The organism is Dokdonella sp. (assembly GCF_036518555.1).
Lineage (GTDB): Bacteria > Pseudomonadota > Gammaproteobacteria > Xanthomonadales > Rhodanobacteraceae > Dokdonella_A.
In genome coordinates this window covers 1-8134 of record NZ_DATDMY010000007.1, presented here as the reverse complement: position 1 = coordinate 8134, position 8134 = coordinate 1, and the positions used below count along the sequence as shown (strand labels likewise).

Annotated in this window: 9 protein-coding genes; 5 read left to right on the top strand and 4 right to left on the bottom strand. The window is 69.8% G+C overall.

The window, feature by feature from the left end:
• Nucleotides 1–35: 35 nt before the first annotated feature.
• The 3 genes from VI238_RS00585 to xrtH form a co-directional block, all read right to left on the bottom strand.
• A complete protein-coding gene (locus VI238_RS00585; RefSeq protein ID WP_331647389.1) occupies nt 36–734 on the bottom strand; it encodes a response regulator transcription factor in 699 nt (232 codons plus the stop codon).
• A 52-nt stretch (nt 735–786) separates the two neighbouring features.
• Complete coding sequence (locus VI238_RS00580) at nt 787–990, bottom strand: dodecin family protein (protein WP_331647388.1); 204 nt, start codon at nt 988–990, stop codon at nt 787–789.
• Between the two features lie 77 nt (nt 991–1067).
• Nucleotides 1068–1562 (bottom strand): exosortase H, encoded by a 495-nt coding sequence (gene xrtH, locus VI238_RS00575; protein WP_331647387.1) that lies wholly within the window; start codon nt 1560–1562, stop codon nt 1068–1070.
• Nucleotides 1563–1679: 117 nt separating this feature from the next.
• Here xrtH and VI238_RS00570 point away from each other — a divergent pair, with 117 nt between their 5' ends.
• From VI238_RS00570 to VI238_RS00560, 3 genes are all read left to right on the top strand, one after another.
• Nucleotides 1680–2228 carry a shikimate kinase gene (locus VI238_RS00570; RefSeq protein ID WP_331647386.1) on the top strand — a complete coding sequence of 183 codons (549 nt, stop codon included), beginning with the start codon at nt 1680–1682 and terminating at the stop codon, nt 2226–2228.
• Nucleotides 2225–3295 (top strand): 3-dehydroquinate synthase, encoded by a 1071-nt coding sequence (aroB, locus tag VI238_RS00565; protein WP_331647385.1) that lies wholly within the window; start codon nt 2225–2227, stop codon nt 3293–3295. Before VI238_RS00570 ends, aroB begins: the two co-directional genes overlap by 4 nt.
• Before the next feature lie 222 nt (nt 3296–3517).
• Nucleotides 3518–4060 carry a hypothetical protein gene (locus VI238_RS00560; RefSeq protein WP_331647384.1) on the top strand — a complete coding sequence of 181 codons (543 nt, stop codon included), beginning with the start codon at nt 3518–3520 and terminating at the stop codon, nt 4058–4060.
• A 186-nt stretch (nt 4061–4246) separates the two neighbouring features.
• Here the strand turns inward: VI238_RS00560 and VI238_RS00555 are convergent, their stop codons facing one another.
• Nucleotides 4247–6652, bottom strand: coding sequence for a TonB-dependent receptor (locus tag VI238_RS00555; RefSeq protein WP_331647383.1), 2406 nt, complete (start codon nt 6650–6652; stop codon nt 4247–4249).
• A 251-nt stretch (nt 6653–6903) separates the two neighbouring features.
• Here VI238_RS00555 and VI238_RS00550 point away from each other — a divergent pair, with 251 nt between their 5' ends.
• Nucleotides 6904–7164: a WGR domain-containing protein gene (locus VI238_RS00550; protein WP_182532182.1), complete on the top strand. Its 261-nt coding sequence runs from the start codon at nt 6904–6906 to the stop codon at nt 7162–7164.
• 83 nt (nt 7165–7247) lie between these two features.
• On the top strand, nt 7248–8134 hold an 887-nt coding region (gene hemE, locus VI238_RS00545), incomplete at its 3' end, for a uroporphyrinogen decarboxylase (protein ID WP_331647382.1).

Here is an 8134-nt window from a genome sequence, read left to right as displayed (position 1 = left end):
ATGCCATGGACCCGGCCGACGCCGGCGCGGCGGGCTCAGATCTGCTCGAGCCGATAGCCGTGCTGGTAGATCGCGGCGAGACGCCAGCCGTGCTCGCCGCCGAGTTCGAGCTTCTTGCGCAGCCGGCTCACGTGCGTGTCGACGGTGCGCGTCGACACCGCCGAGCTGAGGTTCCACACATTCTCGAGCAAGGCATCGCGGCTGACGATGCGCCCGTGGCGCCGGAACAGGAAGTTGGCGAGGTCGAACTCGCGCTGCGTCAACTCGACCTCGCGCCCGTCGACGCTGACGCGCCTCCGTCGCGCATCGAGCGAGTACGGCGCGAGGTCGATCGTGTCGGCCGCTTCGGCATCGGCGCCGTGCCGCCGCAGCACGACGTTGACGCGGGCGATGAGCTCGCGCCGCTTCGGTGGCTTCACGACGTAGTCGTCGCCGCCGCTCGCAAGGCCGCGCACGATGTCGTCCTCGCTGTCGCGCGCGGTCAGGAACACGACCGGCAGCCGCCGGTTCGCCGACGAACGGATGCCTTCGATGACCTCGATGCCGCTGCCGTCGGGCAGCATCCAGTCGAGTAGCAGCAGGTCGACCGCTTCGCTGCCCTGGCGCCTGCGGTATTCGCCGACGTTGCGGAACAGGCGGGTCTTGTAGCCCGCTTCCTCAAGCCATTGGCCGACCAGCGCCGCCATGTCCTGATCATCCTCGAGCAGTCCGACTACAAGGCCGAGCTTGTTCATGATGGCGGCGTCGAACGGGTGGCGGTGGATGCTCCCTCGGCGGCGGATCGGGTCACTCGACGACGAAGTTGACGCGCATGTTGACGCGCCACTCGGTGATCGTGCCGTCGTCGCCGGTGACGACCTTGATCTCGTTGACCCACGCACCGCGGATGTTCTTCACGGTCTGCGAAACCTTCCGCAGCCCGTTCTGCACGGCATCCTCGATGCCCTTCGGCGACGACACGCTGAGTTCGATGACCTTGGCAACGGACATGGGCAGTCTCCTTGCAGTAAGGCGACCCCACTATAGCAAAGGGGCGCGCGGGCGCTACATGTGGCCGCGCCGCCGGTTCAGGCGGATTCCATGCGCTCGCGCGGCACGTAGCGCAGCCAGACGAGGAACACGACCAGCGCATCGAGCACGATCAGGGCCTGCCAAAGGTACAAGTGGAACCAATCGAACCAGACGCGGTTCCACTGGCCGAGGTAGAACAGGCTGATGATGCGCACGAGGTTGAGCAGCTGGATCGCGACGAAGCCGATGCCGATGCCGACGAACCGATGCTTCCAGGGCGCGGGAAAGGCGAGCATCGCGGAAACGAGGATGATGACCGCCTCGACGCCGTTGCAGCCGCGTTCGATCGAGATCGCGAAGCCGTTGCGCGTGCTCTGCAGCACCTTGCCGTAGGCGATCACGTGCGAGTCGAACAGGCCGACCAGCCAGACGCTGACCTTGGCGACGGCGGCCGTGAACGGCAGGATCACGTGCTGCTCGACCGGCTGCACGAGTTCGGCGACGAACAGCACGCCGAGGATGGCGGCGAACAGCAGCAGGAAACGAAGCATGGCGGGAACGGCGATCCTGGGCGGCGCGGCGCCGCGTGCGGGCCGATTCTAGCCGTCGCCGGCGATGCGTGCGCGCGGCGCGCGTGCATGGCATCGCGCCCTGCTAGCATCCGCGCAATGAATCCCGCACCCAGCCTGTTCCTGGTCGGTCCGATGGGTGCCGGCAAGACCACCGTCGGGCGCCTCATCGCGGAGTTGTTCCGCATGCCGTTCATCGACCTCGACCAGGAGATCGAGGCGCGCACGGGCGCCGACGTCGGCCTCATTTTCGAGCTCGAGGGCGAGTCCGGCTTCCGCCGCCGCGAGCGCGCGATGCTCGCCGAGCTCGCCGCGCGCCGCGGCCTCGTGCTCGCGACCGGGGGCGGCGCCGTGCTCGACCCGGCGAATCGCCGCGTGCTGCGCGAGAACGGCTTCGTGATCTGGCTCGACGCGAGCGTCGACGCGCAGCTGGCCCGCCTCGCGCGCGACCGCCAGCGGCCGCTGCTGCAGGCGCCCGACCGGCGCGAACGGCTGGAGAAACTCGCCGGCGAACGCAACCCGCTCTACGCCGAGGTCGCCGACCTGCGCCTCGCCTCGAGCGGCGTCGGCAACAGCGCGCACGCGGCGCACGACCTGCTCGACCTGCTCGAGGCGCGCTGGCGGCGCGGCAATCCGGAGGCTGCATGATCTCGATCGACGTCGCGCTCGGCACGCGCGCCTACCCGATCCACGTCGGCGCCGGCCTGCTCGACGACGCGCCGCTCTGGCGCGGCGCGATCCGCGGGCGCCATGTCGTCGTGGTCAGCAACGAGACCGTCGCGCCGTTGCATCTCGCGCGGGTCCAGGCCGGCCTCGTCGGGCACCTCCATGCGAGCGTCGTGCTGCCCGATGGCGAGGCGCACAAGACGCTCGACGCGGTCGCGCGCGTGTTCGACGCGCTCGCCGGCCTCGGCGCGACGCGCGACGCGACGATCGTCGCCCTCGGCGGCGGCGTGATCGGCGACCTCGCCGGCTTCGCCGCCGCGTGCTGGATGCGCGGCATCGATTTCATCCAGATGCCGACCACCCTGCTCGCGATGGTCGACTCGTCGGTCGGCGGCAAGACCGGCGTGAACCTGCCCGCAGGCAAGAACCTCGTCGGTGCGTTCCACCAGCCGCGCGCGGTGATCGCCGACACGACGACGCTCGCGACGTTGCCCGACCGCGAATATCGCGCCGGCTTCGCCGAAGTCGTCAAGTACGGGGCGATCGGCGATGCCGCGTTCTTCGCCTGGCTCGAGCGCCACGTCGATGCATTGAACGCGCGAGACGGCGCGGCGCTCGCCGAAGCGATCGCCGCGAGCTGCCGCCACAAGGCGGGCGTGGTCGTGCGCGACGAACACGAACAGGGCGAGCGCGCGCTGCTCAACTTCGGCCACACGTTCGGCCACGCGATCGAGACGGCGACCGGCTACGGCAGCCTGCTGCACGGCGAGGCCGTCGCGATCGGGATGGTCCTCGCGGCGACGCTGTCCGCCGACCTCGAGCGAGCCCCGCGCGCCGACGCCGGTCGCCTCGCGCGCCTGCTCACGGCGTTCGGCCTGCCGACGACGCCGCCGCCGATCGATCCGGGGCGCCTGCTCGCCCTCATGCAGATCGACAAGAAGAACCTTGCCGGCCGGCTGCGCCTCGTCCTGTGGCGCGGCCTCGGCGCGGCGGAGATCGTGCCGGACGTCGATGCGGACGCGATACGCGCGGTGCTCGCGCGCGCATAGGACCGCGTCGCGGCGACGGCGCGGGCGGCCGCCGCGGTTCGCCACCGTCGCGACGACCCCGGAGCGGCCTCGCCCGCAGCGCGCCGAACCATCGCACAGGTCCACGCATCGAAGTGCACGCATGCCCCTGACTTCCGGTAGACGTTGCCGAACGCCGTGCCTGCTGTAATGTCCCGCGCCGACGCCGTCGCCCTTGCACTCGATACCCAGGACGCCATCACGATGAGAACCCTCGTTCGCTTCGCCCTGTTGCCCATGCTCGTCCTCGCGACCGCCGCCGCGGCGGCCTCGATCGCCGAAGGTTTCGACCGCGTGCTGCCCGGCGACTATCGCTCGATGCTGCTCAAGGCGAAGCACGCCTACGAGGGCAAGCGCTACGACGAGGCGTTCGCGGGGTTCCAGCGCACGGCCTGCGCGGGCGACAAGGAGAGCCAGTCCGCGCTCGGCCGCATGTACCTGCTCGGCCAGGGCACGCCGCGCGACGACCTCACCGGCTATGCGTGGCTCAAGGTCGCGGCCGAGGTCAACCAGCGCGGCTACCATGCGATCGTCGAGAAGATCGAGGCGGCGATGCGTCCCGAACAGCGCCGCATCGCCGACGCCGAAGCGCGCCGCCTCATCGACAATTACGGACTGCGCGCGACGAACATGAGTTGCAACCTCGCCGCGACGCAAGGCGGCCACATCCTCGACAGCGTCGTCTGCGCGCCACGCGAGGACGGGCCCAACCTCTTGCTCAAGCGCTGCGTCGCCGAAGTGCACTGAGTCCGGCCGAGGGCCAGGGCTACCGCGCCGCCCCGCGCGGACCACCTCGCCTCCGCGGCGCGACCCGGTCGCGATGCTGCCGGATCCGCGCCATCAAGGGCGCAGGCGCGGTCCCGCGTCGGACGTCGCAGGCCGGCGGCGTGGCCGCGGGGAGCGCCGGAACGCGCTCCCGCGGCACGACAGGCGTCAGAACGAGTGCGCGAGGCGGACGAACCAGGCCGCCCCGTTGAGGCCGAATTGCACCGCCTCGTACTTGAAGCCGTTGTCGGTCTCGTCCGGATTCTGCGCGGTGGGGAACTTGTCGAGGATGTTCGTGCCGCCGACGGTGAGCTTGGTGTCGGCGTCGAAGCTGTAGGTGAGGCTCACGTCGGCCGACGTCGCCGCGCCGTAGTGCTGGTTCGGTACCGGCGGTCCGGAGAACGTGCCGAGGGTCATGCGACCGAAGTAGATGAACTTGAGGTTCGCATCCCAGTCGCCGATCGCGTAGTCGAATCCGAGCGTCGCCTTCGAGCGCGGTGCGCCGCCTTCGATGAACAGGCGGTCGCGCTCGCCGAGCAGCGAATCCTCGCGCCCGACCAGCGACGGCGGCGTGTGCACCTTGCGCACCTTGGTCGTGCCATGGTTGAAGGCGAAGAAGCTCTCGAGGCGCCCCTGCCCGAGATCCATGCCGTGGCTGACCGTGAGGTCGAAGCCCTGCGTGCGGGTGTCGACCGAGTTGACGAAGAACTGCGCCGAGCCGACGCCGAGCTGCTGCAGGATGTCGCCGATGTCCGGATCGGACGTGTCGAAATAGCCGGTCAGCACGATGCGGTCGTCGATGTCGATGCGGTAGCCGTCGAGCGTGATCGACAGCGCATCGGTCGGCCTCCAGGTGAAGCCCGCGGTGACGCTCTGCGACGTCTCCTCCTTGAGGTTCGGGATGCCGGCCGCGCGCGCGATCGGCCCGCCGTTCGGGGCGAGCACGACATCGACGGGCTCGCCGCTGATGAAGTCGGTGAACGTCGAGGAGAACCAGCGCTGCTGCAGCGACGGCGCGCGGAAACCGGTGCTCGCCGACGCGCGCAGCAGGAACTGGTCGGTGACGCGGAACGCACCCGCGACCTTGCCGATGGTGGTCGAGCCGAAGTCGCTGTAGTCCTCGTATCGCAGCGCCTGGTCGGTCATGAAACGGTCGGTCCAGTTCGTCTCGACGTCGACGTAGCCCGCCCAGCTGTGGCGGCTCTTGTCGGTCGCGTCGACCGGCTGGAAGCCGGGGAAGCCCTGGCTGCCCGCGTTGCCGCCGCCGGGGCCGTCGGCATCGATGTACGAGCCCGGCTCGCCCGCGAAGATCTGGTAGTTCTCGTGGCGGAATTCGCCGCCGAAGGCGACGTTCACGCCGCGCAGCCAGCCGTCGAAGAAGCGCGTGAAGTCGAGGTTCGTGGTGGCCTGGCTGAACGAGAAGCCGCCCGCGTTGAATTCGGTCGGACTGATGCCGGCGCCGCCGTGCTCGAGGTCGTAGTTCGCGATCGACGCGTTGAGGGTATGGCGGATCGTGTCGATGAGCTTGTTGTAGCCGAACGTCTGCGAGGCGTCGACGCGCCAGTCGTTCCAGTTCCACCAGACGCCTGCGGTACCGTGGCGGTCCTGCACGTACGGATCGATGAACGGAACGAAGCCGTCCGGGTACATCGCCGCCGAATTGCGCGACGGGATGTCGTCCGAACCGATGCCGCCGCGCGCGAACGCGCCCGACGACGCGCTGCGGTTCTGCAGCCCGCCGTCGAAGTAGAAGTGCATGCCGTCGCCGAACGGGATGTCGCCGTTGAAATAGACGGTACCGTTCTCGACCGCGGTGTCGCCGATCGTGCGCGGGTTGTCCGGCCCGGAGCGGTTCGAGCGCCCGCGATCGAGGTACTCGGCGGTCAGCGCGACGACGCCGTCGTTGCCGACCTGGAAGCCGCAGTAGCCCGACGCGAGCCAGTTCTCGCCGTCTCCGCGCGAATACTCGCCGTAGCCGACGACGCCTTCGCAGCCCTTGCGGCGCTTCAACGCGATGTTGATGACGCCGGCGATCGCGTCCGAGCCGTACTGCGCGGCCGCACCGTCGCGCAGGATCTCGACACGGTCGATCGCGAGCAGCGGGATCGTGTTGAGGTCCGTGCCGGTATTGCCGCGGTTGCGCGCGCCGAACAGGTTCACGAGCGCGGTCGAGTGCAGGCGCTTGCCGTTGACGAGCACGAGGGTCTGGTCCGACCCGAGCCCGCGCAGCGCGGCCGAGTCGACCGAGTCGGCATTGTCGGCACCGGTCTGGTGGCCGGAAATGAACGATGGCGCGGTGTACTGCAGGGTCTGCGCGAGATCGAAGTTGCCGCCCTGTTCGGCCGCCTTCTGCATCGGCAGCACGTCCACGGGCACCGCCGTCTCGGTATCCGACGTGCGATCGTAGCGACGCGAGCCGAGCACGGTCAGCCCTTCGAGTTCGGTCACCTTGTCGTCGACCGGCGCGCCGGACCCTGCTTGCGGATCGGCCTCCGCGGCCAGGACGACATGCGAGAAACCGATACCGGCAATGGCGGCGGCGATGGCCGCGCCGAGCGAACGCGAGTGAGCCATGATCCCCTCCCCAGGGTGTCTGTGTGCATTCAGCTTACCCGATCCGATGCCCACTGCATGCCGGCGCCGCGCGCGTTTTCCCGCGCGCCCGCGCGCACCGCTGCGATCCGTCGAGCCCCGTGCGCGACGAATCAACGACTTGCATCGCCGGGGTACGAACCGCCCCGGCGCGGGCTGCGATGCCGGCCTGCGCCCCTAACGCCTGCCGCGACGCAGACGCTACAATTCACGACGCTCTGACCGCGACGCCCATGCGCCTCTTCATGCAGACCAAACCCGCCGGCACGGACGCGCCGCGCTATTACCAGCTCGTGCTGCAGCAGGACCTGCTCGGCGGCTGGACGCTGTTCCGCGAATGGGGCCAGCAAGGGAGCCGCGCGAGCAGCAAGCGCGAGGTCTACCTCGAGCGCGACGCGGCCCTGAGCGCGTTCGAGAACGCACGCGACGCGCAGCTGCGGCGCGGCTTCCACGTGATGTTCAGCCAGGGCTTCGAAGGGCCGCACGCGCGCTGAGCGCAGGCCGCAGGATTTCCACGTCCGCCGCGCGCCCCGGTGATGCGACGGTCGAACCGCATTCTCCCTCCGTTGTGCAGACCATGACGACCGCCACGCCCGACCACCGTTTCCTGCGCGCGCTGCGGCGCGAACCCGTCGACATGACGCCGATCTGGATCATGCGCCAGGCCGGCCGCTACCTGCCCGAGTACCGCGCCACGCGCGCACGCGCAGGCAGCTTCCTCGCCCTGGCGCAGACACCCGAGCTCGCCTGCGAGGTGACGCTGCAGCCGCTCGCGCGCTTCCCGCTCGACGCCGCGATCATCTTTTCCGACATCCTCACGATTCCCGACGCGATGGGCCTGGGCCTGCACTTCATCGAAGGCGAGGGCCCGAAGTTCGCCCGGCCGCTGCGCAGCACGACCGACATCATGCGACTCGGCGTGCCCGATCCGGAGACCGATCTGCGCTACGTCGTCGACGCGGTGCGCCTCGTGCGGCGCGAGCTGCACGAACGCGTGCCGCTGATCGGTTTCTCGGGCAGCCCGTGGACGCTCGCGTGCTACATGATCGAGGGCGGCGGTTCGTCGAGTTTCGCGCGCGCGAAGGCGCTCGCGCTCGAAGATGCGGCGACGATGCGGCACCTGCTCGACACGCTCGCCGAGGCGGTCGCGCGCTACCTCGCGGCGCAGGCCGCGGCGGGCGCACAGGCGCTGATGGTGTTCGACACCTGGGGCGGGCTGCTCGCCCCTTCGATGTTCCGCGCGTTCTCGCTGCGTCCGCTCGCGTCGATCGTCGCCCGCCTGAAGGCGGATCCGGCCACGCGCGACGTGCCGCTGATCCTGTTCTCGAAGGGCGCGAACGGCCATCTCGAAGCGCTCGCGGACACCGGCTGCGACGCGCTCGGCGTCGACTGGACGATCGACCTCGCCGAGGCACGCGCACGCGTCGGCGCACGCGTCGCCCTGCAGGGGAACCTCGATCCGGC